Consider the following 26,532-nt stretch of genomic DNA (forward strand, 5'->3'; position numbering starts at 1 on the left):
ACGTACGCTCGCGCAGGGAAACGCCCGCCGGAGGGTCCCCGCCGCCCGTGACGACCCCCGTCGGCCCGTACGGCGCGGCGGGGCCGGAGCGGCGGCCGTCTGCCCGTACGAGAGGAGACACCGAACGTGACGACCCGTTCCGCGCGGCCCCGCGTCGCCATCCTGGGCCTCGGCATGATCGCCGAGGTGCACCGGCGCGCGGCGCTGCTCGCCGGTGCCGAGGTGGTCGGCCTGCTGGGCCGCGACCACGAGCGGACCCGCGCCGCCGCCGACGCCTGGGGCGTGCCCACGGCCTACCGCAGCATCGAGGAGGTCGCCGAGGGCAACGCCGACGTGGTCCACGTCTGCACGCCCAACGCCACGCACGCCCCCTACTCCCTGGCCCTGCTCGCGGCCGGGGGCAAGCACGTGATCTGCGAGAAGCCGCTCGGCGCCGACCTGGCGGAGGCGGAGGCCATGGCGTCCGCCGCGCGTGCCGCCGACGTCGTGACGGCCGTGCCGTTCGTCTACCGCTACCACCCGGTGGTGCGGGAGATCCGCGCCCGGCGGCTGGCCGGTGAGCTGGGCGCCACGCACGCCGTGCACGGCAGCTACCTCCAGGACTGGCTGCTGTCGCCCGACGCGTCGAGCTGGCGCGTGGACCCGGCGGCGGGCGGGGCGTCCCGCGCGTTCGCCGACATCGGCTCGCACTGGTTCGACCTGGTGGAGTGGGTCAGCGGCGAGCGGATGGCGTCGCTGATCGCCGAGACGCGGATCGCGCTGCCGGAGCGGCCCGCGGGGAGCGTCGCGTCGTTCTCCGGCCCGGCGGGGGCGGACGCGCCCCGGGTGACCGTGACGACCGAGGACATCGCGATGGTGCTCGCCCGCACGGCGGACGGGGTGCCCGTCTCGACGACCGTCTCGCAGGTCGCCGCCGGGCGGAAGAACCGCCTGTGGTTCGAGCTGGACGGCGCGGCGGGCAGCGCCGTCTTCGACCAGGAGAACCCCGAGTACGGGTGGTTCGGCACCGCCACCGGCGCCGAGGTCTTCGTCCGCGACCCGGGCGCGGGCTCCGCCGAGCAGCGGCGGCTCGCCACCCTGCCCGCCGGGCACGCGCAGGGCTACGCGCAGTGCTTCGAGGCGTTCGTCGCCGACGCGTACGCCGTGATGGCCGGTCAGGAACGCGAGGGACTGCCCACGTTCGAGGACGGGCTGCGCGCCGCGCGGCTGACCGACGCGGTCCTGCGCTCCGCGGCCGACCGCGCCTGGACCGGCGTCTGACCGCCCGGTCATCCGACGAGACGAGAGGTCCGGCCTGTGCCGCCGCCGTCCCGGACGGCGGCGGCACAGGGCCCGCGGGTCAGCCGAGGGAGCGGCGGTAGGCGTCGGTCAGGACGTCGCGGTAGCCGTCGTACTTGGCGTTCTCGATGTCCAGGTAGCCCTTCTCCCTCGGGTCGCCGCTGCCCAGGCGGCCCTGGCGGACGTCGCTCTCGTGGACCCCGTCCTCGGCGAGGTTGGGCAGCTTGTAGTCGCCGGCGCCCCGGTAGTCGGCCTCGATGGCGGCGTTCGCGACGATGGAGCGGATCGGCGTGTCACCGAACTCCAGCGCGTTCCACTTGGCCTCCTTCTCCGCCGCCGTCGGGTCGGGCAGCGAGTGCCGGAGGATCTCGGCGGCGCCCCAGGCACCGCCGGACACCGTGACGCCGAGGCGCCCCCAGTCACCGAGGGTGTTGGCGATGCCGGCGGCGGTGGACACGGAGACGACGAGCGACGCCTGACGTCGGGTGCCCGCGGTGGCGTCCGGGATGTGCGGGTCGGAGAGGTGCTTGGCGTGCTCGACGGCGCCCGCGATGGTGCCGAGGCGGGCGAAGGCGGCGGCGTTGTCGCCGTTGCCGTCCTTGTCGCCGGCGAACGCCGTGTAGGCAGTGGCGCCCTCCCACCCGGCGACGTACCGGTAGAACTGGTCGCTGACGACGGGGTCGGCCCGGTCCAGCAGCTCGAACAGGTTGTTGCGCACATCCCGGTCGATGTTGAACCGGCCGTTCTCGTACCAGGCTTCCTCGGAGCTGACCGCGACGGAGTCCATGTAGGTGTCGGTCACATCGGCGATCGAGGACAGCAGCGCCGTGTTGTTCCTCTCCAGCCCCTCGATCTCGACCTGGCGGCCGAGCATTTCGTCCGGGTGCTGGGAAGCGGTGACGAGCGTGTTGAAGGCGGCCTCGATGAAGGGGTGCGCGGCCTTGCTCTTCGGGTCGATGCCGTCCGGGACGATCGTGCCCGCGCGCACCAGGTCGGCAGCGCCGTCGCTGTCCTGCCAGGTCTGGACGAGGAGGGACGTGCGGAAGTCCTCGTCGTTGAGCAGCCCGGCGGAGGCTTCCGCGTTCAGCGACGTGGCGCTGAGCAGGCCGCTGCTGCCGGTGTTGGCGACGAAGTCGCCGCCGGGGCCGAACAGGGCGAGCTGCTGCGAGGCGCGCTGCTGGATGCCGACGGCGGCGTGGGCCATGTCCTCGGCGAACTGGTCGTCGGGCGTGATCGTCATGTGGCCGAGCACGTCGCCGAAGCCGTTGAACGCCCGCATCTCATCGGCGAACTCGTCCCGGTCGGTGCGGTTGTCGTCGCCGTAGAACGGGCCGTCCTCCCAGTCGTAGACGAAGCGCTCGACGATGTCGGGCAGCTTGGCCCGCTGCGCGGGGTCGCTGACGTCGAAGCCGCCGAGGTCGGGGTTGGTGAGGAGGCCGATTCCGTTGGCGAGGTCGACCTTGGCGCCGTTCCAGCCGTCGATCTTGTTGCCGAGCTGGGCGAGGGTGTCGGCGTCGAGGGAGCCGTAGAAGCGTTCGAGGTAGGCGCGTTCCTGCTCGGTGAGGGGGCGCGAGGGGTCGCCCGGGTTGTTCGAGTCGCCGAAGATGGCATCGACGATGCCGTCCAGACCCTGGGTGTAGCGCTGGATCAGCTCGGGGTCGGGCTCGTCCTTGGCCAGTTCCCCGGCGAGCTGGTCGGCGGCCCACTCGGCCTGGGCCTCGGTCGTCCACAGGTCGAGCGGTCCCGACAGGTCGTAGCCGAGGATCTGCAACTCGTGCCCGTAGCCGGTGAGTTTGCTGCGGTAGTCCTCGATCGCGTCGGTCATCTCGGAGTAGGTGCTCTCGGCGCTGTCCGCGACGCTCTGGAGGTACTTCTCGCGGATGTCGCGGGCGACGTCGGCGGCGAGGGAGTCGACGCCCTCCTGGGTCGGCTTGAAGCTGACCGTCCTGCCGCCCTCCAGGGTCACGGACGCCGCGACGGTGCCGGGCGCGGCGCTCGTCTGCGCGGACGCGCGGGAGGCGGCGTTGATCAGCTCGATGTCGCGGGAGAGTTCGCCCTGGGCGGCGTCGTGGTTCTCCTGGTAGATCTGGTCGAGGCCCTTGGGGGTCATGAAGCCGTGGCCGACGGGCGCGCCGCTCGCGCCGTCGATCAGGCCGTTGACCTCGGAGACGGTGTCGAGCGCGAGGTTCATCGACTTGACGAGCCAGTTGACGACCTCGTCCATGTCCTGGCCGTTGCCCTGGAGGCCGCGGGCCGTCTCGTCGATGCGTCCGCCCACGTCCACGAGGGTCCCGCCGTCGACGGTGCCGGACTCCCCCGCGTGCTCGGTCGCGGACTCCGCGAGCGTCCCCGCGTCGTCCGCCTCACCGGCGGCGCGGGCGTAGACCGCTGCGGTGTCGCCCATGTCCGCGGGGTCGATCTCGTCGGAGAACTCGCGGGCGCGCTTCCACGGCGCGACCCCGGCCTTCTTCTCGACGTCCTCCCGGGTGAAGCTCACACTCACCATGCCGACCCCCGTTCCTCATGCCGCTGCCGTACAAGCGTTTCCCCGTCGAGGGCCCCTGGGTCGTGTCTTCAAAGGGGTCGCCCTGCTCGCGACGCCCCCTTTGAAGACACGACCTAGATGAACACAGCCCGACGAAAGAGTAGGCAAACTCTTCACTCCCGTACATGTCTGCGGCGTAACGAATATGGCGATGATCTTGCCGTCCGGCGTCGCCGGAGGGGTGGTCAACCGCGCGACGGGTGAGCGGGGTTCCCCTGCCAGCGTGCGCCGGCGGGGAGGTGTTCGGCCGCCATGACCAGGGAAGCCGGTCCTACGGTGGTGTTTCCCCCGATCCGGCTGCCCGGCAGGGCGATGGTGTGCGGGCCGGGCACGGCGCCTGGTCCGATGTCCACGGTGTCCAGGCGCATCACGCGGTCGTGGAACAGGTGGGTCTGCACGACGCAGGCGCGGCCCACCACCGCACCGTCCCTGATGCGAACAAGGTCGGGTTCCGGCAGCCAGTGCGTCTCGCATTCGCCGTCGTCGAGCGCGAGGGCGTCGGGCCACGCCGCGACGGACGCCCGCAGGATGTCGAGCAGGGTCCGGGGCGGCGGGGCGCAGGAACGCGGCGGCGCGGCCGGTGTCGAAGGCACCCTCTGTCGTGTGCTGGGGGATCGGGACGGCGAAGCGCATGCGCGGGACCTCCGGGGCGGAGCAGGTGGTGGAGGGCGTCGTCGCCCCTGCGTCCCCTGCCGGGGTGACGCGGCTGTTCCCGACGGGCAGTCCCCCCACCGGGTCAGGCGGGACGGACGCCGCCCCGTCCGCTCAGGGCGCGAGGACGTCCAGCTCGCGCAGCGCGCCCTCGGTGATCTCCCGTGTCAGCCGCTCGGCCCCGGCCGCGTCACCCGTCCTGACCGCCTCGGCCACCCGTACGTGCAGCGTGACGGCCGCCGGGTCGGGGTCGGGGAACATGACGCCGTGCCGGGTGCGCGCGGTGAGCACCTCGGCCACGACGTCGCCGAGCCGGGCGAACATCTCGTTGCCCGACGCCCGCAGCACCGCCCGGTGGAACGCGATGTCGTGCGCCAGGTAGGCGTCCAGCCGCCCGCCGCGCGAGGTGGCGACCATGTCCATGGCCAGGGCGGTGACCTCCGCGCACTGCGCCGGGGTCGCCTGCCGGGCGGCGAGCCCCGCGGCCACCGGCTCGATGGCCGAGCGCAGGGTCGTCAGCGACCGAAGCTGGCGGGGCCGGTCGGCGCCCGCCATCCGCCAGCGGATCACCTGGGGGGCGAGGACGTCCCACTCCTCCCGCGGCCTGACGCGCACGCCGAGCCGCCGTCTCGACTCGACCAGGCGCAGGGACTCCAGGACCCGGACGGCCTCGCGCACGGCGGTGCGGGACACGCCGAAGCGTTCCGCCAGCGCGTCGGTCCGCAGGATGGCCCCGGGCGGGTGCTCGCCGCCGGTGATGGCCGGGCCGAGCGCGGCGAGGAGCGTGGCGTGCAGGCCCGTCTGCCGCCGGTCCGTCCGCGGGTCCGTCCGCTGGTCCATGGCCCTCCCTGTCGGAATGACGCCCCCATGGCCCATTATGTAGGACGTATTCCCCGCGGCCGCCTTTCACGTCGTACGCGTCGGCGGGCGGCGGCCCCCGCAGTGACCTGAGAGGAGACAGCACGGTGAACGATGCGCACGGCGCCACGGTCGTCGTCGTCATGGGCGTGTCCGGTTCCGGCAAGTCCACGGTCGGCGAGCTGCTCGCGGACCGGCTCGGCGTCCCGTACGCGGACGCGGACGACTTCCACTCCCCCGCCAACGTCGCCAAGATGTCCGCCGGCACGCCCCTGACCGACGAGGACAGGTGGCCGTGGCTCGACGCCATCGGCGCCTGGGCCGCCGGGCACGCGGCGGACGGCGGCGCGGTCGTCACCTGCTCCGCCCTGAAGCGCGCCTACCGCGACCGGCTGCGCGCCGCCGCCCCCGGGCTGTTCTTCGTCCACCTCGACGGCTCACGGGACCTGATCGCCGGCCGTATGGCCGCCCGCAAGGGCCACTTCATGCCGGGCGCCCTGCTCGACTCCCAGCTCGCCGCGCTCGAACCGCTCCAGGAGGACGAACGGGGCGCGCGCGTGGACATCGGCGCGGACGCCGCGCGGATCGCCGACGAGGCCGCCGCGGCCGTCCGCGGGCGACCGGCCGCCTGACAGCCCGCACCACCCCCGCACGCCGCCCCCTTGTCGGGAGGGCCGCGTCGGCGGCACCATTCGCCCCGCATCACCCGCACGTCCCGCACCTCCAGACGTCACCGTCAGGCGCCGACCGGGACTCCGGCCGGCGCGCCGTGCCACGCGAGGAGTCCCCCCATGCCCCATCCCGACGACGCGATGGCGGTCACCACGGCCGCCGGGCCGATCACCTCGGCGGGCCACGCCCAGCTGGCGCTCGCCGTACTGGCGGGCATCGCCGTGCTCGTCCTGCTCATCACGCGCTGGAAGCTCCACGCGTTCCTCTCCCTCACCCTCGGCTCCCTGGCGCTCGGCGCCGCCGCGGGCGCGCCGCTCGACCGGGTCATCGACAGCTTCGGCGCCGGTCTCGGCAGCACGGTCGCCGGGGTCGGCGTGCTGATCGCGCTCGGCTCGATCCTCGGCAGGCTGCTGGCCGACTCGGGCGGCGCCGACCAGATCGTGGACACGATCCTCGCGAGGACGAGTCCGCGCCGCATGCCCTGGGCGATGCTGCTGATCGCCTGCATCATCGGGCTGCCGCTGTTCTTCGAGGTCGGGATCGTGCTGCTGGTCCCGGTCGTGCTGCTGGTCGCGAAGCGCGGCGGCCAGTCGCTCATCCGCATCGGCGTCCCGGCGCTGGCCGGTCTCTCGGTGATGCACGGCCTGGTGCCGCCGCACCCGGGGCCGCTGGTCGCGATCGACGCGGTGGACGCCGACCTCGGTCTCACCCTGGCGCTCGGCGTGCTGGTGGCGGTGCCGACCGCGGTGATCGCCGGTCCGCTCTTCGGCCGGTACGCCGCCCGCCGGGTGGACGTGACGCCGCCGGAAGGGCTGATACCCGAGCGCCCGTCGGAGCGGCTGGACCGCCGCCCCGGCTTCGGCGCCACCGTCGCCACGGTGCTGCTGCCCGTCGTGCTGATGCTGGCCAAGGCGCTGGTCGACATCGTGGTGGACGATCCGGAGAGCACGGTGCAGCGCGTCGCCGACGTGGTCGGCGATCCGATGATCGCGCTGCTCGCGGCCGTGCTGCTCGGCCTGTTCACGCTCGGCCGGGCGGCGGGGCTCGGGCGTGACCGGCTGGCCGGGTCGGTGGAGGGCGCGCTTGCGCCCATCGCGGGCATCCTGCTGATCGTCGGCGCGGGCGGCGGGTTCAAGCAGGTCCTGATCGACGCCGGGGTCGGCGGGATGATCCTGGAGATTTCGGAGGACTGGAACGTCTCGGCGCTCCTGCTCGGCTGGCTGATCGCGGTCGGCATCCGGCTGGCGACCGGCTCCGCGACGGTGGCGACCATCTCCGCCGCCGGGCTCGTCGGGCCGCTGGCCGAGGGGATGAGCACGTCGCACGTGGCGCTGCTGGTGCTGGCCATCGGGGCCGGGTCGCTGTTCCTGAGCCATGTGAACGACGCCGGGTTCTGGCTGGTCAAGGAGTACTTCGGGATGTCGGTCGGCCAGACGCTGCGCACCTGGTCGCTGATGGAGACGATCATCTCGGTGACGGCGCTGCTGTGGGTGCTGCTCCTGTCGCTGATCATCTGACCCCAACGGTCGCATTTTTGCGACATGCACGCAGTTTTTTGCGACGCACGCATGGACTTCCTGCGGCAACGCTCCTAGCCTCAGGGGATCGGGGCCCGCACGGGCCCCGCCGTGCCCCTGGCGGGCCGGGGACACGCCGAAGCCCCGGCCCGCCAGGTCACCGCCCGCGCACGCTCCCCGGCTCGCACGCACCGCCGTGTCACGCCGTTGCGACCCTGTGTGATCAGACCTACGGTCGTCTTGTCCGTTGATCTACGGGGTGCCTCCCCGGCGCCGGAACAGGACCGTGCCGTGAGCCGAACAGTCATCCGGGGCGGGCTGGTCGTCACCGCCGCCGACGAACTGGAGGCGGACCTCCTCATCGAGGACGGCCGCGTCGCCGCCCTCGCCGCCCGGGGCAGCGCCGAGGCGACGGGCTGGACCGCCGGGACCGTCCTGGACGCCACCGGACGGTACGTCGTCCCCGGCGGCGTGGACGCGCACACCCACATGGAGATGCCGTTCGGCGGCACCCGCGCGGCGGACACGTTCGCCACCGGCACGGCCGCCGCCGCCTGGGGCGGCACGACGACCGTCGTCGACTTCGCCGTCCAGGAGCGCGGCCGCGCGCTGCGCGAGGGCCTCGACGCCTGGCACGCCAAGGCCGCCGGGCAGTGCGCCGTGGACTACGCCTTCCACATGATCCTCGCGGACGTACGCGAGGACGTGCTGCGGGAGATGCGCGCGCTGACCGCCGAGGGCGTTCCCTCGTTCAAGCTGTTCATGGCCTACCCAGGCGTGTTCTACAGCGATGACGGGCAGATCCTCCGCGCTATGCAGACGGCGGCGGAGAACGGCGCGACGGTGATGGTCCATGCCGAGAACGGCATCGCCATCGACGTCCTCGCCGCGCAGGCGCTCGCCGCCGGGCGCCGCGACCCGCGCCACCACGGCGAGGTGCGCCGCGCCCTGCTGGAGGCCGAGGCCACCCACCGGGCGATCCAGCTCGCGCGCGTCGCCGGGGGCCCGCCGCTCTACGTCGTGCACGTCTCGGCGCGCGAGGCCGTCGCCGAGATCGCGCGGGCGCGCGACGACGGCCTGCCCGTCTTCGCCGAGACCTGCCCGCAGTACCTCTTCCTGACCGACGAGGCGATGGCCGCGCCCGGCTTCGAGGGCGCCAAGTACGTGTGCAGCACGCCGCTGCGCTCCCGCGAGCACCAGGACGCCCTGTGGCGCGGCCTGCGCACCGACGACCTCCAGGTCGTCTCGACGGACCACTGCCCGTTCTGCTTCGCCGGCCAGAAGGAGCTGGGGCGCGGCGACTTCACCCGCATCCCCAACGGCCTCCCCGGTGTCGAGCACCGCATGGACCTGCTGCACCAGGCGGTCGTCGAGGGCCGCATCGGCCGCCGCCGCTGGATCGAGCTCGCCTGCGCGGCGCCCGCCCGCATGTTCGGCCTCTACGGGCGCAAGGGCACGCTCGCGCCCGGCGCCGACGCCGACGTCGTCGTCTACGACCCGGCCGCCACCCACACCCTGTCCGCCGCGACCCACCACATGAACGTCGACTACTCGGCCTACGAGGGCCGGCGCGTCACCGGCCGGGTCGTGACCGTCCTCTCGCGCGGAGAGCCCGTCGTCCTCGACCGGCGCTTCGTCGGCCGCGCCGGGCACGGCCGCTTCGTGCCGCGCGGGAGCTGCCAGTACACCGCCTGACCGGTACACCGCACGACCGGTACGCCGCACGACCCAGGAGAAGCGCATGGACTTCGGACTCGTCCTCCAGACGGACCCGCCCGCCGCCGGAGTGGTGGAGCTGATGCGGCGCGCCGAGGAGGCGGGCTTCGGATACGGCTGGACGTTCGACTCCGCCGTGCTGTGGCAGGAGCCCTTCGTCATCCACAGCCAGATCCTGGCCCGCACGGAGCGGATGCGCGTCGGCCCGATGGTCACCCACCCCGGCACGCGCGCCCTGGAGGTGACCGCCTCGACGTTCGCGACGCTCAACGAGATGTTCGGCCCGCGCACCGTCTGCGGCATCGGGCGCGGCGACTCGGCGGTGCGCGTCGCGGGCCGCAGCCCGTCCACGCTGGCCGCGCTCGGCGAGGCCATCGGCGTCGTCCGCGATCTCGCCGAGGGGCGCGAGGCGCTGGTCGGCGGGGTGCCGGTGCGGCTGCCGTGGGTGGCGGAGGGGACGGCAGGGGCGGCGCTGCCCGTGTGGATGGCGGCGTACGGGCCGAAGGCGCTGGCGCTCGCCGGGGAACGGGCGGACGGCTTCATCCTCCAGCTCGCCGACCCGTTCCTCACCGAGTGGATGGTGCGGGCCGTGCGCGACGCGGCGCGGGCGGCGGGGCGCGACCCGGACGCGCTGACCGTCTGCGTCGCCGCGCCCGCGTACGTGACGGCGGACGACTCCCCCGCCGCGCTGGCGCACGCGCGGGAGCAGTGCCGGTGGTTCGGCGGCATGGTCGGCAACCACGTGGCGGACCTCGTACGCCGCTACGGCGCCGGGTCCGCGCTCGTCCCCGGCGAGCTGACCGCGTACGTCGAGCGGCGCCGGGGCTACGACTACGCGCACCACGGCCGCGCCGGGCACCCGGACGCCGCCTTCGTGCCCGACGGGATCGTGGACCGCTTCTGCGTGCTGGGCCCGCCCGAGGCGCATGTCGCACGGATGCGGCGGCTGCGGGATCTCGGCGTGGACCAGTTCGCGGTGTACGCGATGCACGACGCGAAGGAGGCGACGGTCGACGCGTACGGCGCGCACGTCATCCCGGCGCTGGCCGGCCTGGCGGACGCTCAGGTCACCGCGTAGCCCGGGACGGACGGCCAGCGGACGGTCACGGGGACCGATGCCTCCGCCGCGTACCAGGAGTGGTCCACCCCGGCGCCCCACACCACGTAGTCGCCCTGGCGGGCGAGGATCACCGTGCGGTCGGGCAGCAGCACGTGGAAACGCCCGCTGACGAGGACGAGCAGCGCCGTGCGCCGCTCGCCGCGCGGGTGCACGCCCCACTTGACCTCGACGTCCGCGCTGTGGCGCGGATCGTCCGGCGGCTTGAAGTGCCCGAGCAGCCAGCCGTGGTCGAGCGGGGCGTCGGCACCCGCGTGGCCCGTGTACACGGAAACCCGGTCGTGCGTCATGGCGCCGGACCGCAGCAGCGCGCCGGAGCGGGTCCGGGCGGAGGGTCAGCAGCCGGTGCGGGTGGTCCCGACGGCGATGTCGTCGTACCAGAGGGTGTCCGTGCCCTCGCCGTAGCTCTCCCAGCCGAGGCGCAGGTCGGTGGGGTCGGGGCGCCAGGTGCGGTTGAGCCACTGGCCGTCGATGTCGTGGGTGGGCACGCCGTCCACGGTCAGGCCGGTCACGGGGTCGCCGTCGAGCCAGGTGTCGAGCAGGCCGGCGCCGGGGTCGATCCGGTACTCGACGCACGCCCACGTGCCGGTGGGCAGCGGCTCGCTGAGCGCGACGCCCGCCGGGCTCTGCTCGGGCAGGGTGGCGTCGTCGGACTCGCGGTTCCACTGAAGCCGGCCGTTCTGCCCGCCCATGCGCAGGTCGCGGCCCTGGTCGGCGGCGTCCTGCATGGTGAGGAACGTGACGTGCTGGCCCGGGAGCGCGGTGGTGTGGCGCACCCAGAAGCGGACGTAGACGTCGGAGCCGGCGGGCAGGTCGTCGAGGCTGGTGGCGGCGAAGACGTGGTTGCAGTAGCCCTGGCCGCCGTCGATGCGGAGGGAACGGCCGCCGGTGTGGGCGGTGGTGGTGTCGATGGCGGCGGTGCCGGTGCCGGAGCAGTCGGGGTACGTGACGGCCCAGCGGCCGGACGGCTGGCCGCCGGTCTGGGACTCGAAGTCCTCGCAGAAGCCGTCGGCGGCGCAGGCGGCGGCCCGTTCCGGCTCCTGGGGCTGGGCCTGCGCGGGGGCGCCGGTGGCGGCGAGGGCCAGCGCGGCGGCGGCCGTGGCGGCGGCGCGGAGGGCGCGGGGCGAACGGGGCGAGCGGGGTGTGGGGGACGGACGCATGGGGGTCTCTCCTCAGTCCGGGGGCGGGAGCGTGAACGGCTCTCCCACCCGACCGTGGGAGCGCTCCCACTCACGACGGTAGCCCTCCCCCGCGGCCACCGCCAGACCCCGCGCACGAGCGGGCGGAGCCCCCGGCCCCCTCGGCACGAGTCGTATGAAAAGCGTATGCTCCCGCGCATGTTCACCACCCGTCCCACCCTGCACGGCACCTTCGGCATGGCCTCCAGCACCCACTGGCTCGCCTCCCAGTCCGCCATGGCCGAACTCGAACGCGGCGGCAACGCGTTCGACGCCGCCGTGGCCGCCGCGTTCGTCCTCCACGTCACCGAGCCCCATCTCAACGGCCCCGGCGGCGACGCGCCGGTCATCATCGCCCCGGCGGGCGGCCCGGTGCGCGTGCTGTGCGGGCAGGGCCCGGCCCCGGCGGGCGCCACCATCGGGCACTACCGCGGCCTCGGCCTCGACCTGGTGCCGGGCACCGGTCCGCTCGCCGCCGTCGTGCCGGGCGCGTTCGACGCCTGGATGGTGCTGCTGCGCGACCACGGGACGCGGCGCCTCGAAGACGTCCTGGACTACGCGATCGGCTACGCGGAGCGCGGCCACCCCGCCGTCGAACGCGTCGGCCTGACGGTCGCCGCGGTCCAGGAGCTGTTCGAGACGGAGTGGACCTCGTCCGCCGAGGTGTACCTGAAGGACGGCCGCCCCCCGGCGGGCGGCGAGATGCTGCGCAACCCCGCGCTCGCCGCCACCTGGCGCCGCCTGATCGCCGAGGCCACCGCCGCCGCGCCCGGCGGGAGCCGGGAGGCCGCCATCGACGCCGCACGCCGCATCTGGCGCGAGGGCTTCATCGGCGAGGCGGTCGCCGCCCACGCGGCCAGGCCCGCCATGGACTCGTCGGGCGAACGGCACGCCGGTGTCCTGACCGGCGACGACCTCGCGGGCTGGTCGGCGGCGTACGAGGAGCCGCTGACGTACGAGTGGCGCGGCTGGACGCTGTGCAAGGCCGGGCCGTGGAGCCAGGGCCCGGTGCTGCCGCAGCAGCTCGCGCTGCTCGACGGCGGGATCGACGCGGACACGTACGGCACGCCCGAGTACGTCCACACGCTCGTCGAGGGCAGCAAGCTCGCGATGGCCGACCGCGAGGCGTGGTACGGCGACACGGACGACGTCCCGCTGGACGACCTGCTGTCCCCCGCGTACAACGCCGGGCGGCGCGCCCTGATCGGCGAGCGCGCCTCGCACGAGCTGCGGCCGGGCAGCCCCGGGGAGCGCACGCCGCGGCTGAGCGCCTGGGCGCGCGGCGCGGGCGCCGGTGCGGCGGGCGTGCCCGCGCAGGCGGCGGGCGCGGGCGAGCCGACGGTGGCGCACTCGGGCGAGACGCGCGGCGACACGTGCCATGTGGACGTGGTGGACCGCTGGGGGAACATGGTCAGCGCCACCCCCAGCGGCGGCTGGCTCCAGTCCAGCCCGGTGATCCCCGAGCTGGGGTTCCCGCTGGGCACGCGGCTCCAGATGACATGGCTGGAGGAGGGCCTGCCGACGTCCCTGGTCCCGGGGCGGCGTCCCCGGACGACGCTCAGCCCGTCGCTCGCGCTGCGCGGCGGGGAGGCGGTGCTCGCGTTCGGCACGCCGGGCGGTGACCAGCAGGACCAGTGGCAGGCGCACTTCTTCCTGGCGGTGGCGCTGCGCCCCGAGGTGCGCGGGCAGCTGGACCTCCAGGGCGCGATCGACGCGCCGAACTGGCACCAGGACGCGTTCCCCAGCTCGTTCTACCCGCGCTCGACGGCGCTCGGCAGCGTGACGGTCGAGTCGCGGATCGGCGAGGAGACGGTCGCCGAGCTGCGGCGCCGGGGGCACGACGTGACGGTGGCCGGGCCGTGGACGGAGGGGCGGCTGTGCGTCGTCGGGCGCGACCCGGAGACGGGCGTGCTGCTGTCGGCGGCGAACCCGCGCGGCATGCAGGGGTACGCGGTCGGGCGCTGATCCGGGGCGGAGGCGGCGGAGGCGGCGGAGGCAAAGGCGGACCGGAGCCGTTGGAAAAGCCGCTGTGACCGTTCGGAAACAGAAGGTGTAACACGGCCCCGGTTCAGTGGTGCCATGGGTGATGTCCCCTTGGCGCGACGTGAGCACGCGGTCCGGCCGGCTGACTTCACGGCGGGGCTGCTGGCGGTGACGGAGGCCCTCGATCCGGGGGCCGGGTGGCTGGCGGCGTTCGGGCGGCGGGCGCCCGCGGAGCTGGCGGACTGGCTCGCGGGGCGTGCGCTGCCGCCCTGGGACGTGGTGGCCGATCTGTTGCAGGACCTGGCCGTTGCGCGGGGCCCGCTGGCGGCGGAACGGGCGGGTCACGCGCTGCGCGGCCTGTACGAGGCGGTGGTGCGCGCCGAGGACGCCGTGCCGGGCGGGCGTGCGGCGCTGGAGGCACGGGCGGCGGAGCTCGACCGCGCCGGGCGCCGCGTCGTGCTGCGGCAGCGGCGGCTCGCGGTCGCCGAGGAGGCGGCGCGGCTGGCCGGGCGTACGGCGGAGGCGGAACGGTGCGCGGCCCTGCGGCTGTGGTCGCAGGACGACGAGGAACGGGTCGTCGCGCGCCGCGCGGAGGTGCGGGCCCGGCTCGCGGCCGGGGCGGGGCCCTCGGGGCGCACGGCGTCCGGTGCGGGCTTCACGCCCGCGCCGCCCGTGGACGCTCCCGCGCCCGCGCGGGGGGCGCGCCGGGCGCGGGGCGGGGCGCGTTTCGCCGGGGTCGAGCCGTCGCCGGAACCGGTCGGCGCGCGGGCGATACCCGTCCCGGACGCCGCCGCCGTACCCGCCCCCGGGCCGGAACGGGCCACCGCCCCGCCGCCCGGCGGCTCGCGGTTCGCGGGGGCGCTGCGCGAGTCGCGCGCGGAGCGCCGGGCGCGCGCCGAGCGCCTGTCGGCGGAGGAGCGGCGCGCCGCCGCCGCGGCGGCCGGGCGGCTGCACCGGCTGCGCGAGGACGGGCAGAGCGGCCCGGCGCACGTCCTGCTGTCCGAGGCGGCGCACGGCCCGGCCGGACGGCTCCCGGTGCTCGCCGCCGAGCTGGAGCGTCTGGGGATGGCCTCGGACGTGGCCACCCTCCTGTGGGAGGCGGCGTCGCTGCCGCCGGGACCGCTGGCCGCCGCCGCCGAGGCGCTCGCCGCCGCCGGGCGCGAGCGGGACTGCGGGCAACTGCTGCGGCAGGGCGCGGCGCGGCCCGCCCCCGAGGCGGGGTCGATCGCGGCGGAGCTGTGGTCGGCGGGCCGCGCCGGCGAGGCGGTGACGCTGTTGTCGGCGCTGGTGCGCGCCCGGCCCGCCGAGGAGGCGGTACGGGCGGCCGAGGGGGCGCCCGACGTGGTCGTGCCGCTGCTGCTGGACGCGGCGCGCAGCGTCTCCCCGCACCACCACCACGCGGTGAACAGCGAGCTGCGGCGCGCGGGCGTCGCGTGACCCCCGCCGGGGGCCCGTCACGGGGCGCGGCCGGTCGTGTTTCGATGGGGGCATGATCGATGAACAGCTGGTGGCGGGCGTGGAGGAGGCCGTGCGGGCGGCGGCGGACGCGGAGATCATGCCGCGCTGGCGGCGCCTCGCGGCCCACGAGGTGACGACGAAGAGCGGCCCGCACGACCTGGTCACGGTCGCGGACCGCGAGGCCGAGCTGCGGCTGACGCGTGACCTGACCGCGCTGCTGCCGGGCTCGGTGGTCGTGGGCGAGGAGTCGTTCGCGGACGACCCGTCGGTGTACGGGGCGCTGGACGGTGACGCCCCGGTGTGGATCGTGGACCCGGTGGACGGGACGCGGCAGTTCGTGCGCGGCGAGACGGGGTTCGGCACGCTGGTGGCGCTCGCGCTGCGGGGCGAGGTGCTGGCGTCGTGGACGCTGGCCCCGGCGCTCGGCCTGCTGGCGTACGCGCGGCGGGGCGAGGGCGCCTGGCTGGACGGCGAGCGGCTGACGGCCGGCTCACCCGGGCCGGGCAAGGTCCTGGAGGTGGCCTGCTCGCACCCGGACTACACGACACCGGCGCAGAAGCGCTCGCTGTCCGGCCTCTGGACGGACGGCGTCGCGCCCCGGCCGTGCGGGGCGGCGGGGCTCGAATACCTGGCCGTGGCGTCGGGGGCGGTGGACGGCCTGGCGTTCACCTGGGAGTTCGCCTGGGACCACGCGGCCGGGCTGCTGCTGGTGGAGGAGGCGGGCGGCGTGCACCGCACACTGGACGGCAGCGCATTCCGCCTCTCCGGCGGCAACGCACTCCCCTTCGCGGTGGCCCGCGACACGACGACACTCGACCACCTCCACACCATCCTGACAACAACCCCCCACCCTTCCCCGGCCTGACGCCGGGGCGGTGGCGTCACCCCGACCGCACGGAGAGAGCGAGCCGTCCTGCCTGGCGGCTCCGGCGGGGGTGGCCCCGCAGCGCCGCGTCCGGAGGACGGTCACGCACAGCCGACGCGGTCGCGCTCCGCCTCCATCACAGGGATCAGCAGTTCCCGCAGGATCACCTGGGCCTCATCGTCGTCCTCGGGAAAGTGCGCACGCATGACGACCGTCAGCGGAGCGGAGTCCTGGAACACACCCGTGTCCGTGCCTGTGTTGTCGCATGTGCCCCTGGCGATGGCGACACGCGGCCAGACCCGGGCCTCGTAAGGTCCCGCTATCTCCACCGGCTCACCGGCCGCTTCCTCGGCCTCCGAGGCGAACCCCTCAAGACCGCCGGTCCCGCCCGGCATCGCCTCGACGGCGAACGCCACTTCCCCGTCCACCGTCCAGGTACAGAAGTAGCTCCACGTCACCCCACCCACGGTGCCTTCCCGCTCCGCCCGTTCGCCCGGCGGGAGCAGGCCCTCGTAGAGGGCCTGCTCGACCGGCAGCTCACACAGCGTCTCCGGCACCGCATACTCCCTGGTGCCCGACCCGCCGTCGTCCGAGCAAGACGTCACGCACATACCGACGATCGCCAGGGACAGAGCCGCCTTCGCCGCCGTCGCTCTTCTCCCCATCTCGACAGGCAGATCTTCCGCGCGCTCTCCCGGCCGGACCGCCTTCGAGCCACCGGCCGGTCGACTGGTCACTTCCTCGTCACACCTTGTGGCTTGCATGGCTGCCTTCCGTCCGTCACCCGAGCAGTTCACTGATACGCGCTTCACCTGTGTCGAGTCCCCTGCTCGTACTGATCACTGCCGTATCGGTGAGGAAAGACGTCTGATCGGTGAATCCGTTCGCCCCGGCCGCGATTCGGACCGTCGAGGCGCTGGCCCGTTCGGCGCGAGCCCAGGCTTCCGTCTTGGTGTCATGCGCGTCGTAGCGTGCAGTGCCCGAGGTGTCCTGCCGGGCGTCTTCTCCGTATGCGGCGACCAGATCTTCCGCCGCCCAGCCCGCGACCGTACCGCCGTACGGAATCATCGCGGTCGCCTCGCCGATGAGCCGGTCCGCCCACTGCGTCCGTTCCTCCAGCGCGGCGTTGAACTCCTCGTCCGTGGCGATCTGGACTTGGTACACGGCGTCGGCCCGGGTGGCCGCCAGGATGCCGGCGATCTGGCCGTTGCTCTCAGCAGCGTTGGTGACCCGCTGTTCAAGGCCGTCAGCGGGCGAAGCCAGCGCGAGATCGACGGACGCCGCCCCATAGGCTTCCTGAGCAGCCACGAGATCACCGTACGCGTCGGGATCGCGCCCCACGCTGTAGAGGAAGGCCACCGCCTCCGTCGGGTCGGGCGTGCCCGGGAGGTTGAGCTCCGCGGGTGGGTCGGTTCCCGTGACGGCGTGCTGGAGGTCCGGCATGTAAGCCGCGCCGATGTGGGCGAGGCTGCCTGTCAGGGCTGCGTGGTGGTCGACGCGGGTGGTGCCGTTGGGGTCGAACTCGCCGCCGTAGTACGCCACGACGCGTTCGAAGAGTTCCGTGCGTTCCGCGCCGCGGAGTGGGGGTGTTCCGGTGCTGTCGTAGGGGTGGCCGAGAGTTGCCGATGCCAGTGCGTGGCCGAGGAGGGTGCCGAGTCCGGCCTGGAGACCGGCCAGTTCGCCGGCCTCCGCGTCGGTCACGCCGCCCGCGGAGGCGGCGCCCGCGAGGGCGGCCCAGGAGGCGAGCGCGCCGTCGGCGCCGAGGCCGGTGGCGACGCGTTCGGCGAAGGCGGGGTCGTCGCCGTACGCGCGCAGGAGGTCGGCGATCCGCTCGCGGTCGTCGGCGGTCAGGGCGGCCGGGGGCCGGCCGAGGGTGTCACTCAGCCATTCCGCGTCCTCGAACGCCCGCACCGCCTCGTCGAGCGAGCCGTACGAGACGCCGGTGAACGCGTGCGGGTCCGCGCCGCTCGCGTCGCGCAGGGCCTGGGCGACGGCCTCGTCCGCCTCGGCCGCGCGGCGCAGCACGGCGTCGATCCGCTCCTGCACGTCGTCCGCGCGCCCCTGCATGGTCTGCCGGGCCTCGTGGTCGAGCGACTGCGGGTCGCCGCCGAGCGAGGCGAGGCCGGACGCGCTGACGTGGACGCCCTGGGAGGCGGCTGTCTCGACGAGCGCGGTGAGTTCGTCCTGGAGTCCCCGGAGGCGGTCGTGCGCGTCCTGGGAGAGTTCCGGCAGGGTGACGGCCTGCCGGAAGGCGGCCATGTACTGCTCGTAGTGCCGCTCGACCATCGGCAGGGTGACCGACGCGTTCTCCCCCGCCCACACGGCCGTACGCGCCGCCGCGGCCATGTCGTCGGCGGTCCCGCGGAAGTCGTCTAGCCGCCGCACCTGTTCGTCCCAGCGTTCCGCCGCCTGCGCGAGCTTGCCGAGCCGCGCGTCGTACAGGCCGTGGAACGTCATCCCTCCCGCGCCCATGGCGTCCGTCCTCCCCCTTCTCGCCTTTCTCGCCGTGCCGTGGCCCCTACAGTCCGGTGATTCCCGAGTTGAGCCGCAGTCCCTCCTCGATCTCCGCCTCCAGCAGTGTCGTGATGCGGGAGGACGCGTCCAGGTGCTCGGCGACGTGCCGCAGTCCGTCGCGCAGCGTCCGTTCCTGCGTCACCCAGGTGTCGGCCACCTCGGTGAGCGCGGTGCCCGTCGCGAAGCCGTCCTGCTCCAGCGCGCGGCCCGTCTCGCGGGACATGTCCTCCGCGACGCGGCCGTGCGCCAGCAGGCTGGCGGTCAGCTCGGCCGCCGAGCCGCCGATGGCGTCCAGGTCGCCGGTCCGCACGACCTGTTCTTCCTGCCCGTCCCGCGGGACCCGTTCGTCCACGTTCCGCGCCGGGTCGCGGTACTCCCCCTCGTCCACGGCAGTCCCCGCCCTCCACCGGCCGCACTGCCGTCACAGCCGTGCCCCCAGCATGACAGAGTGTCAGTACGGTGGGCACGGTCGTTGTCGAACCGTCATGCGGGGCAGGCGACCGAACGATCGCCGGGCTGCTCCCGCGGACGGCACGCACATCCCCGCCAGAGGAGCGGCCGCCGCGATCGGTATCAGCGCCCTCCCGCCACCGGGCCAGGCGACGGCTCAGCCGGCCTGTACAAGCCACCCGCACCGAGGGACGCGATCCTTGACGACCGGCACGACAGCGTGACATTACTCACCCACGCGGTCACAGAAAGCGAGTGGATGCGTCGTCTATCCAACTGCTCGATGCCGCGAAGCCGTCCTAGACTGGCGACGTGACCGCTGCATACGACTACGAGGACATGCACCACCTGGTGGACCGGCTCACGCCGACCCAGGTGCGGCGCCTGCGTCTCCTTGTCACCCAGGACGAAGAGCTGTCGCAGGTCGCCCAGTCCCTGTCGGGCGCCGAGGCGGACGACGAGGAGTCGGTCCCGGCCGGGCTGCTGGCCTTGATCGGCAGCGTGGACGGCCCAGAGGATCTGGCCGAACGGCACGACGACTACCTCCGCGAGCGGATGCGCGAGCGTTTCGGCGACTCGGCATGACCGCCACGGTCCTGGACACCGGGCCTCTGGCCGCGGCGTTGAACGCCGCCGACCGGCGCCACCCGGAGTGCGTTTCCTTCTGACGTCGCTGACCGGCCGCCGTCTGCTGCCGAGTCCCGTCATGACCGAGGTCTGCTGGCTGCTGGAGCGCTGGCCCAAGGTCGAAGCGGCGTTTCTCGCCGAGGTCGCACGGGGAACCTTCGAGCTGGTGCACCTCACTCCGGCGGACCTGTCACGCATGGGGGAGTTGGTCCTCCAGTACGCCGACTTTCCGCTCGGCGGGGTCGATGCCTCGGTCATCGCGGTGGCCGAGCGCTTCGACGTGAACCGGGTGGCGACCCTCGACCGGCGGCATTTCAGCGTCGTCAGGCCCGCTCACATCGCCGCGCTGACACTTCTGCCGTAGCCCGGCGAACCGTCCTCCCCCCTTGATGCGGCAGGTACGGTTTCCGCGTGGAGGCACCGACGCCGACACCGCATGGGACCACACGCGGCACGGTGGGCACGGTCGTTGTCGAACCGTCACACGGGGCAGGCGTATCCTCGTGGGTCCTGTCCGCGGTGAAGGGGAGCGTGGCGTGCCGACGATGCGTGATGTGGTCGTGGTGGGTGCCGGGCCGAACGGGCTCACCGCGGCGGTGGAGCTGGCCCGCCGCGGCATGTCGGTCGAGCTGTTCGAGGCGCGGGACACGGTGGGCGGCGGTGCGCGGACCGAGGAGCTGACGCTGCCCGGCTTCCTGCACGACCCGTGCTCGGCCGCGCATCCGATGGGGGCGGGCTCGCCCGCGTTCCGGGGGATGCCGCTCGGGCGGTACGGGCTGGAGTGGCTGCGCACGGACATCGCGATGGCGCAGCCGTTCCCCGACGGGACGGCGGCGGTGCTGGCGAAGTCGGTCGGCGAGACGGCCGCGTCGCTCGGGCCGCGCGACGCGGGCGCGTACCGGCGGCTGGTGGAGCCGTTCACCGGCAGGTGGGACACGCTCGCCGGGGACTTCCTGCGCGTGCCGTGGGACGCGGTGCCGCGCGATCCGGTGACGCTGGCGCGCTTCGGGCTGATCGGCTTCCTGCCCGTCGGGGCGCTGGTGCGGCGGTTCAGGGACGACCGGGCGCGGGCATTGTTCACGGGTCTGGGCGGGCACGCGATCGCCCCGGTGGGGACGCCGCTGACGGGCGGCATGGCGACGGTCTTCGCGCTCGCCGCGCACGCGCACGGCTGGCCGGTGGCGCGCGGCGGGTCGCAGGCGATCTCGGACGCGCTCGCCGCGTACCTGCTCGACCTCGGCGGCACGGTCCACACCGGCGTGGAGGTGCGGCGGCTGGACGAACTGCCGCCCGCCCGCGCGTACGTCTTCGACACCTCCCCCACGGCGCTGGCGCGCATCGCGGGCCTGGGCAGGACGTACGAGGGCTACCGGTACGGCCCGTCCGTCTTCAAGATCGACTACGCGCTGGACGGTCCCGTGCCGTGGACGGCGCCCGAGGCGCGGCGTGCGGCGACCGTGCACGTGGGGGCGTCGAGCCAGGAGATCGGCGCGGCGCTGAAGGCGGCGGCGACGACCGGCCGGGCGCCGGAGCGGCCGTTCATGATCACGGTGCAGCCGTCGGTGGTGGACCCGGGCCGGGCGCCCGCGGGGAAGCACGTGTTCTGGGCGTACGGGCATGTGCCGGGCGGCTGGGACGGGGACCTGACGCACGCGATGGAACGGCAGCTGGAGCGGTTCGCGCCCGGCTTCCGGGACCTCGTGCTGGCCCGCGCGGTCGCCGGTCCCGCGGAGCTGGCGCGGCGGAACGCGAACTACGTCGGCGGTGACATCGCGACGGGCGCGTTCAGGGGGTTGCAGACGATGTTCAGGCCGCGCGTGGCGTTCAACCCGTACGCGACGCCGCACCCGGCGGTGTTCCTGTGTTCGTCGGCGTCCTGGCCGGGCCCGGGGGTGCACGGCATGTCGGGGCACAACGCGGCGAAGGCCGTCTGGAGGCGGCTGGGGCTGAGCAACCGGCGCCGCTGACCCGTGCGCCGGGGCGACCCGCCCGTGATCTGCGCACTCCCGCCCGGATAGGGTCGCCAGCGGCGTGACCGCCTTCCCGACCGCAACCGAACCCCAGGGGCGACCATGACGGACACGGAGACCGCTGCCGGACGCGTGCTGATCGCGGCCGACAAGTTCAAGGGCTCGCTGACCGCCGCCGAGGTCGCGGCGCACGTGACGGCCGGTATCCGCGCCGAACGCCCCGGCGCGGTGGTGACGTCGCTGCCCGTCGCGGACGGCGGCGACGGGACGGTGGACGCGGCGGTCGCGGGCGGCTTCGAGGCGCGCGAGGCCGAGGTGTCCGACCCGCTGGGCCTGCCGGTGCGCGCGGTGTTCGCGCTGCGCGGCGACGTCGCGGTGGTCGAGATGGCGCAGGCGTCCGGCCTGGCGCTGCTGCCGCGCTGGTCGCTCGCCCCGATGACGGCGACGACGTACGGCACCGGCGAGCTGATCGCGGCGGCGCTGGACGCGGGCGCGCGCACGATCGTCCTGGGCGTCGGCGGCTCGGCGACGACGGACGGCGGCGCGGGCATGCTCACGGCACTCGGCGCGCGGCTGCTCGACGCGGACGGGGACCCGCTGCCGTACGGCGGCGGGCCGCTGCGCGACCTCGCCTCGGCGGACCTGGCGGGCCTCGACCCGCGCCTCGCCGGGACCACGTTCGTGCTGGCCGGCGATGTCGACAATCCGCTGACCGGCCCGACCGGCGCGGCGGCGGTCTACGGCCCGCAGAAGGGCGCCGACCCGGTCGAGGTCGAGGTGCTGGACGCGGCGCTCGCCACGTTCGTACGGGTCCTGGAGCGTACGGAGGGCCCGCGCGCCGCCGAGCTGGCCGCCTCCCCCGGCGCCGGCGCGGCGGGCGGTCTTGGCTTCGGCGCGCTGCTCGGCCTCGGCGCGTCCTTCAGGCCGGGCATCGAGGTGCTGCTCGACGTGCTCGGCTTCGAGGCGGCGCTCGCCGGGGCAGACCTGGTCGTGACGGGCGAGGGATCGCTCGACGGGCAGACGCTGCACGGGAAGGCCCCGGCCGGTGTGGCCGCCGCCGCGCGGGCGGCGGGGAAGCGGGTCGTGGCGGTGTGCGGGCGGCTGGCGATCGGCGAGGCCGAGCTGGCGGGCGCGGGCATCGAGGCGGCCTATCCGCTGACGGCGCTCGAACCCGACCCGGAGCGCTGCATGGCGGACGCCGGTCCGCTGCTGGAGCGGGTCGCGCGCGTACTGGCCGCCGAACAGCTCTGACGGCGGCGGGCCGCCCCCCGACCGCCGTGATCCTGACCACACCCCGGGCCCGCGCACCCTTCCCGCCGACCGCGTTCGCGGCGGCCGGGCGCCGGAGCAACTCGTTCCGCTTCCAGGGCCCCTGACGCACCCTCACCTCGCCGGGCGGCACGGGCCGCCCCGCGCTGCCCGCCGCAGCGGCGGACGGAGGCGCCGCGCGGCAGCCGTACAGTCCCTGGTTATGAAAATCATGCGCAACAAGGGATGGGCGCTCGCCTCCCTGCTGACCCTCGGCGCCCTCGCCGGGTGTGGTGGCGGCGACCCCGCTCCCTCGTCCACGGCGGGGACCACGGGCGAGACGGCGGCCTCCCTCACCAGCTGCGGCCTCGACCTGGAGGTGACCGCGCCGCCGGAGCGGGCCATCTCGCTGGAGCAGAACGCGACCGAGATCATGCTCACCCTCGGCCTGGCCGACCGCATGATCGGCACCTCCTACCAGACCGACCCCGTACTGCCCTCCCTCGCGGACGCGTACGCGCAGGTGCCGGTGCTGGCGGCCCAGTACGCGAACCACGAGGCGACCCTCGCGGAGGAGCCCGACTTCCTCTACTCGACCCTCTCCTCCGCCTACGCCGCCGAGGCGGCCGGGTCGCGCGCCGACTGGGCGGCGCTCGGGGTGCCCGCGTACCTCAGCACGTTCGACTGCGAGGACCTGGAACGCATCCCCGAGACCGTCGGGTTCGACGCGATCTTCGCCGAGATCGAGGACATAGCGGACGTCTTCGATGTCGAGGACCGGGGCGACGACGTGGTGGGCGACCTGCGGCAGCGCCTCGACGGCGCCGTGGCGGACGCCCCGCAGGGCACCGGCGCGAGCGTCCTGTGGTACTACTCCGGCACCACCACGCCCTATGTCGCCGGACACGGCGGCCTGCCCTCCACCGTCAGCGGACTCCTGGACGTGGACAACGCGTTCGAGGACGTGGACCAGAAGTGGCCGGCCGGCACCTGGGAGGAGATCGCCGAGCGCGATCCCGACGTCATCGTGCTGGCCGACCTCACGCGCGGCGGTGACGGCGACAGCGCCGAGGCGAAGAAGGACTTCCTGCGGTCCAACCCCGTCACCTCCCGGCTCGACGCCGTGCGGAACGACCGCTTCATCGTCGTCCCCGGCTCCGCGATGGACCCCTCGATCCGCAGCGTCGGACTGGTGGAGGACGTGAGCCAGGGCTTTGAGGACCTGTACGGCGGCTGACGCCGGCGCCCCCCTTTCCCGTTCCCCCATGGAGACACCCGTGAACGCCATCCCCTCCCTCCCGCCGCGCGACCTGCTCGCCCGCTGGGACGACCAGCAGGCCGCCTACGTCGCCCACCGCGAACCGCGCTTCCAGGCCATGTTCGACGTGCTCGACCTGCACCTGTCCCCCGGCTTCACCGCCCTCGACCTCGCCTGCGGCCCCGGCTCGCTCGCCGACCGCGCGCTGCGCCGCTTCCCGCACGCCTCCGTCACCGCCATCGACTACGACCCGCTGCTGCTCCAGGTGGCCAGGGGCGTCCTGGGCGAGTACGGGGACCGCGCGAGCGTCCTGGAAGCCGACCTCGTCCGCGACGACTGGGCCGACCCGCTGGCCGACCGCGCCTTCGACGCCGTCCTCTCCTCGACCGCGCTGCACTGGCTCTCCCCCACCGACCTGCTGCGCGTCTACACCCGGCTGGCCGACCTGCTCCCGCCCGGCGCGGTCTTCCTCAACGCGGACCACCTCCGCTTCGGACCGGACCACGAGACGCTGCGGTCGCTGTCCGCGGAGCACGACGGCCGCGTGCAGCGTGCCGCGTTCGCCGCCGGTGCCGACACCTGGGACGACTGGTACGCGCTGGCCGCCGGGCAGCCGGGCATGGCGCCGCTCGCGGTGGAGCGAGAGCGGCGGTTCGCCACGCGCCCGCCCCAGCCGCTCGCCCCGCTCGACTTCCACCTGTCGGCCCTGCGCACGGCGGGCTTCGCCGAGGTCGGCACCGTCTGGCAGTACCTCGACGACTACGTCGTCCTCGCCCGCCGATGACGGCGATCCTCCGCACCCGGGGCGCGCGCGGCCCGCTCGTCCTCGTCGCGGGCGGCGCGTGCCTCGTGCTGTCCCTCGTCGTCGCGGCCGGTCTCGGCAGCGCCGACATACCGCCGCTCGACGTGGCGCGCACGGTCGGCGCCCACCTCGGCGGCCCGTGGGAGACGCCGTCGCCGCTGCGGGACAGCATCGTCTGGGACCTGCGGCTGCCGCGCGTCCTGCTCGCCGCCCTGACGGGTGCCGGGCTCGCCCTGTGCGGCACCGTCCTCCAGGCCACGACGCGCAACCCGCTCGCCGACCCGTACCTCCTCGGCGTCTCATCCGGCGCCTCGACCGGGGCCGTCGCGGTCATCGTGCTGGGCATCGGCGGCGGGGTCTTCGCGCTGCCAGGCGGGGCGTTCGCCGGGGCGCTGACCGCGTTCGCCTGCGTCCTGCTGCTGCTCGGGCGCGCTTTGGGCTCCGCGACCCGCGTGGTGCTGGCGGGGGTGATGGTCTCCCAGCTGTTCAGCGCGCTGACCAGCCTCATCGTCGTCCTGTCGGGCGACGCGGACCGCACCAGGGCGGTGACCTTCTGGCTCCTCGGCTCGCTCGCCCGCGCGGACTGGACGCTGGTGGGCGTCTGCGCGGTCGGCACGACGGCCGGGATGGCGCTGCTGCGGCTGTACGCGGGGCACCTGGACGCGCTCGCCTTCGGCCGCGAGGTCGCCGCCGGGGTGGGCTTCGAGGTACGCAGGGCCGAGCCCGTGCTGTACGTGATCGCCGCCGTCGTGACGGGGTGCCTGGTCGCCGCGAGCGGGGCCATCGGGTTCGTCGGCCTGCTGGTGCCGCACGCGGCGCGGGCGCTGGTGGGCGGACGGCACGCGGTCCTGCTGTCTGCGGCGGCGCTGCTCGGCGCGGTGTTCGTCGTCTGGGCGGACACGGCGGCCAGGACCGTCTTCGCCCCGCAGGAGATGCCCGTGGGCGTGCTGACCGCGCTCATCGGCGTACCGGCGTTCGCCGTGCTGCTGCGCCGCAGGACCGGTGCGCCGTGAGCGGCCGGCCGACCCGGCACGCGGCGCGTGAGCTACGCCGGCGCGCCGGGCGCGTGACGATCCTCGACGGGCTCACGTTCACGCTGCCGCCCGGCCGGTTCACCGGTCTCATCGGCCCGAACGGGTCAGGGAAGTCCACGCTGCTGCGCCTGCTCGCCGGGCTGCGCGCCCCCTCGTCCGGGCACGCGCTGCTGGACGGCGGGGACGTGGCCGCCGCAGGGCGCCGCGCGGTGGCCCGGCGGCTCGCCTTCGTCGCCCAGGACGTGGCGACCGATGTGGACATGACGGTACGGGAGGTGGTGGCGCTCGGCCGGGCTCCACACCGCGCCAGGTCGGCCGCGCCACGGGACCACGAGGCGGTGGAACGGGCGATGGCCCGCACCGGGGTCGCCGCGCTCGCCGACCGGTCGTGGCCCACGCTCTCCGGCGGCGAACGGCAGCGCGTCAACACGGCACGCGCCCTCGCCCAGGAACCGGCGGGGCTCCTTCTGGACGAGCCCACCAACCACCTCGACATCCGGTACCGGCTCGACCTGATGGAGATGCTGTCGGCCATGGACGTCACGGTCGTCGCCGCGCTGCACGACCTGGACCTCGCCGCGCGTTACTGCGACCACCTCGTCCTGCTGGACGCCGGGCGGGTCGTCGCGTCCGGCGCCCCGGTGGAGGTGCTGACATCCGGCACGCTGCGGGACGTGTACCAGGTGCGCGCCACCGTGCGCGAGGGCCCGGACAGACGGCCTGAGCTGCGGCTCGACCCGCTGTGAAGCGCCCCGCCGACCACCGCGCGCCCGGCGGCGGTTGGCGGGGCC

Annotated in this window: 24 protein-coding genes; 16 read left to right on the forward strand and 8 right to left on the reverse strand. The window is 74.6% G+C overall.

Features of this window, described 5'->3' with window-relative positions; translation table 11 throughout:
• The first annotated feature begins 126 nt into the window (after positions 1-126).
• Positions 127-1,260: a Gfo/Idh/MocA family protein gene (locus ACL02R_RS01500; protein WP_412794955.1), complete on the forward strand. Its 1,134-nt coding sequence runs from the start codon at positions 127-129 to the stop codon at positions 1,258-1,260.
• Positions 1,261-1,339: 79 nt separating this feature from the next.
• Here the strand turns inward: ACL02R_RS01500 and ACL02R_RS01505 are convergent, their stop codons facing one another.
• From ACL02R_RS01505 to ACL02R_RS01515, 3 genes are all read right to left on the reverse strand, one after another.
• A complete protein-coding gene (locus ACL02R_RS01505; protein WP_412794956.1) occupies positions 1,340-3,784 on the reverse strand; it encodes a hypothetical protein in 2,445 nt (814 codons plus the stop codon).
• Between the two features lie 224 nt (positions 3,785-4,008).
• Positions 4,009-4,416: a hypothetical protein gene (locus tag ACL02R_RS01510; RefSeq protein ID WP_412794957.1), complete on the reverse strand. Its 408-nt coding sequence runs from the start codon at positions 4,414-4,416 to the stop codon at positions 4,009-4,011.
• A gap of 172 nt (positions 4,417-4,588) precedes the next feature.
• A complete protein-coding gene (locus ACL02R_RS01515) occupies positions 4,589-5,314 on the reverse strand; it encodes a FadR/GntR family transcriptional regulator (protein ID WP_412794958.1) in 726 nt (241 codons plus the stop codon).
• Positions 5,315-5,475: 161 nt separating this feature from the next.
• On the opposite strand from ACL02R_RS01515, the gene ACL02R_RS01520 reads away from it, so the two are divergent.
• The 4 genes from ACL02R_RS01520 (at position 5,476) to ACL02R_RS01535 (ending at position 10,315) form a co-directional block, all read left to right on the forward strand.
• On the forward strand, positions 5,476-5,964 hold the full coding sequence (locus tag ACL02R_RS01520; RefSeq protein WP_412795163.1) for a gluconokinase: 489 nt from the start codon (positions 5,476-5,478) through the stop codon (positions 5,962-5,964).
• 159 nt (positions 5,965-6,123) lie between these two features.
• Positions 6,124-7,521 (forward strand): gluconate:H+ symporter, encoded by a 1,398-nt coding sequence (locus ACL02R_RS01525; protein WP_412794959.1) that lies wholly within the window; start codon positions 6,124-6,126, stop codon positions 7,519-7,521.
• A gap of 291 nt (positions 7,522-7,812) precedes the next feature.
• Positions 7,813-9,216: a dihydropyrimidinase gene (hydA, locus tag ACL02R_RS01530; RefSeq protein ID WP_412794960.1), complete on the forward strand. Its 1,404-nt coding sequence runs from the start codon at positions 7,813-7,815 to the stop codon at positions 9,214-9,216.
• A 46-nt stretch (positions 9,217-9,262) separates the two neighbouring features.
• The gene (locus ACL02R_RS01535; protein WP_412794961.1) at positions 9,263-10,315 is read left to right on the forward strand and encodes a TIGR03842 family LLM class F420-dependent oxidoreductase; all 1,053 of its coding nucleotides are present in this window, start codon (positions 9,263-9,265) and stop codon (positions 10,313-10,315) included.
• Here ACL02R_RS01535 and ACL02R_RS01540 read toward each other — a convergent pair.
• Positions 10,300-10,644, reverse strand: coding sequence for a signal peptidase I (locus tag ACL02R_RS01540; protein ID WP_412794962.1), 345 nt, complete (start codon positions 10,642-10,644; stop codon positions 10,300-10,302). The two genes, ACL02R_RS01535 and ACL02R_RS01540, sit on opposite strands and share 16 nt — an antisense overlap.
• A gap of 45 nt (positions 10,645-10,689) precedes the next feature.
• Positions 10,690-11,514, reverse strand: a complete 825-nt coding sequence (locus tag ACL02R_RS01545; RefSeq protein ID WP_412794963.1) for a hydrolase — start codon at positions 11,512-11,514, stop codon at positions 10,690-10,692.
• 177 nt (positions 11,515-11,691) lie between these two features.
• On the opposite strand from ACL02R_RS01545, the gene ACL02R_RS01550 reads away from it, so the two are divergent.
• From ACL02R_RS01550 to ACL02R_RS01560, 3 genes are all read left to right on the forward strand, one after another.
• Entirely contained in the window at positions 11,692-13,497 is a 1,806-nt protein-coding gene (locus ACL02R_RS01550; protein WP_412794964.1) for a gamma-glutamyltransferase family protein, read from the forward strand.
• Between the two features lie 114 nt (positions 13,498-13,611).
• Positions 13,612-14,952, forward strand: a complete 1,341-nt coding sequence (locus ACL02R_RS01555) for a hypothetical protein (protein ID WP_412794965.1) — start codon at positions 13,612-13,614, stop codon at positions 14,950-14,952.
• A 52-nt stretch (positions 14,953-15,004) separates the two neighbouring features.
• Complete coding sequence (locus tag ACL02R_RS01560; protein WP_412794966.1) at positions 15,005-15,838, forward strand: inositol monophosphatase family protein; 834 nt, start codon at positions 15,005-15,007, stop codon at positions 15,836-15,838.
• Positions 15,839-15,939: 101 nt separating this feature from the next.
• Here the strand turns inward: ACL02R_RS01560 and ACL02R_RS01565 are convergent, their stop codons facing one another.
• From ACL02R_RS01565 to ACL02R_RS01575, 3 genes are all read right to left on the reverse strand, one after another.
• Complete coding sequence (locus ACL02R_RS01565; protein WP_412794967.1) at positions 15,940-16,395, reverse strand: hypothetical protein; 456 nt, start codon at positions 16,393-16,395, stop codon at positions 15,940-15,942.
• Positions 16,396-16,618: 223 nt separating this feature from the next.
• A complete protein-coding gene (locus ACL02R_RS01570) occupies positions 16,619-18,310 on the reverse strand; it encodes a hypothetical protein (RefSeq protein WP_412794968.1) in 1,692 nt (563 codons plus the stop codon).
• A 46-nt stretch (positions 18,311-18,356) separates the two neighbouring features.
• Positions 18,357-18,740: a hypothetical protein gene (locus ACL02R_RS01575; RefSeq protein WP_412794969.1), complete on the reverse strand. Its 384-nt coding sequence runs from the start codon at positions 18,738-18,740 to the stop codon at positions 18,357-18,359.
• 374 nt (positions 18,741-19,114) lie between these two features.
• Between ACL02R_RS01575 and ACL02R_RS01580 the strand changes: the two genes are divergently transcribed.
• From ACL02R_RS01580 to ACL02R_RS01615, 8 genes are all read left to right on the forward strand, one after another.
• Positions 19,115-19,387, forward strand: a complete 273-nt coding sequence (locus tag ACL02R_RS01580) for a hypothetical protein (protein ID WP_362967516.1) — start codon at positions 19,115-19,117, stop codon at positions 19,385-19,387.
• 67 nt (positions 19,388-19,454) lie between these two features.
• Positions 19,455-19,793 (forward strand): type II toxin-antitoxin system VapC family toxin, encoded by a 339-nt coding sequence (locus tag ACL02R_RS01585; protein ID WP_412794970.1) that lies wholly within the window; start codon positions 19,455-19,457, stop codon positions 19,791-19,793.
• A 181-nt stretch (positions 19,794-19,974) separates the two neighbouring features.
• Positions 19,975-21,396 carry a phytoene desaturase family protein gene (locus tag ACL02R_RS01590; protein WP_412795164.1) on the forward strand — a complete coding sequence of 474 codons (1,422 nt, stop codon included), beginning with the start codon at positions 19,975-19,977 and terminating at the stop codon, positions 21,394-21,396.
• 105 nt (positions 21,397-21,501) lie between these two features.
• A complete protein-coding gene (locus tag ACL02R_RS01595) occupies positions 21,502-22,650 on the forward strand; it encodes a glycerate kinase (RefSeq protein ID WP_412794971.1) in 1,149 nt (382 codons plus the stop codon).
• 229 nt (positions 22,651-22,879) lie between these two features.
• Positions 22,880-23,884 (forward strand): ABC transporter substrate-binding protein, encoded by a 1,005-nt coding sequence (locus ACL02R_RS01600; protein WP_412794972.1) that lies wholly within the window; start codon positions 22,880-22,882, stop codon positions 23,882-23,884.
• Positions 23,885-23,924: 40 nt separating this feature from the next.
• Complete coding sequence (locus tag ACL02R_RS01605) at positions 23,925-24,689, forward strand: class I SAM-dependent methyltransferase (RefSeq protein ID WP_412794973.1); 765 nt, start codon at positions 23,925-23,927, stop codon at positions 24,687-24,689.
• Complete coding sequence (locus ACL02R_RS01610) at positions 24,686-25,720, forward strand: FecCD family ABC transporter permease (protein WP_412794974.1); 1,035 nt, start codon at positions 24,686-24,688, stop codon at positions 25,718-25,720. Before ACL02R_RS01605 ends, ACL02R_RS01610 begins: the two co-directional genes overlap by 4 nt.
• Complete coding sequence (locus ACL02R_RS01615; RefSeq protein ID WP_412794975.1) at positions 25,717-26,487, forward strand: ABC transporter ATP-binding protein; 771 nt, start codon at positions 25,717-25,719, stop codon at positions 26,485-26,487. The genes ACL02R_RS01610 and ACL02R_RS01615 overlap by 4 nt, the downstream gene beginning before the upstream one ends.
• Positions 26,488-26,532 lie beyond the last annotated feature (45 nt).

This window comes from Streptomyces sp. MS19 (assembly GCF_047200595.1).
Classification (GTDB): domain Bacteria; phylum Actinomycetota; class Actinomycetes; order Streptomycetales; family Streptomycetaceae; genus Streptomyces.